Consider the following 200-nt stretch of genomic DNA (forward strand, 5'->3'; position numbering starts at 1 on the left):
CTGTGAAGATGCAGGTTACCCGCGACAGGACGGAAAGACCCCGTGGAGCTTTACTGTAGCCTGATATTGAATTTTGGTACAGTTTGTACAGGATAGGCGGGAGCCATTGAACCCGGAGCGCTAGCTTCGGTGGAGGCGCTGGTGGGATACCGCCCTGACTGTATTGAAATTCTAACCTACGGGTCTTATCGACCCGGGAG

At 54.0% G+C, this 200-nt stretch carries 1 rRNA gene; it reads left to right on the forward strand.

Annotated features, from left to right (window positions below):
* Nucleotides 1-200: ribosomal RNA gene (locus MR167_RS32905) — 23S ribosomal RNA — on the forward strand; the annotation flags it as partial.

This window comes from Bacillus cereus group sp. BfR-BA-01355, assembly GCF_022663675.1.
GTDB classification, from domain to species: Bacteria; Bacillota; Bacilli; order Bacillales; family Bacillaceae_G; genus Bacillus_A; species Bacillus_A thuringiensis_S.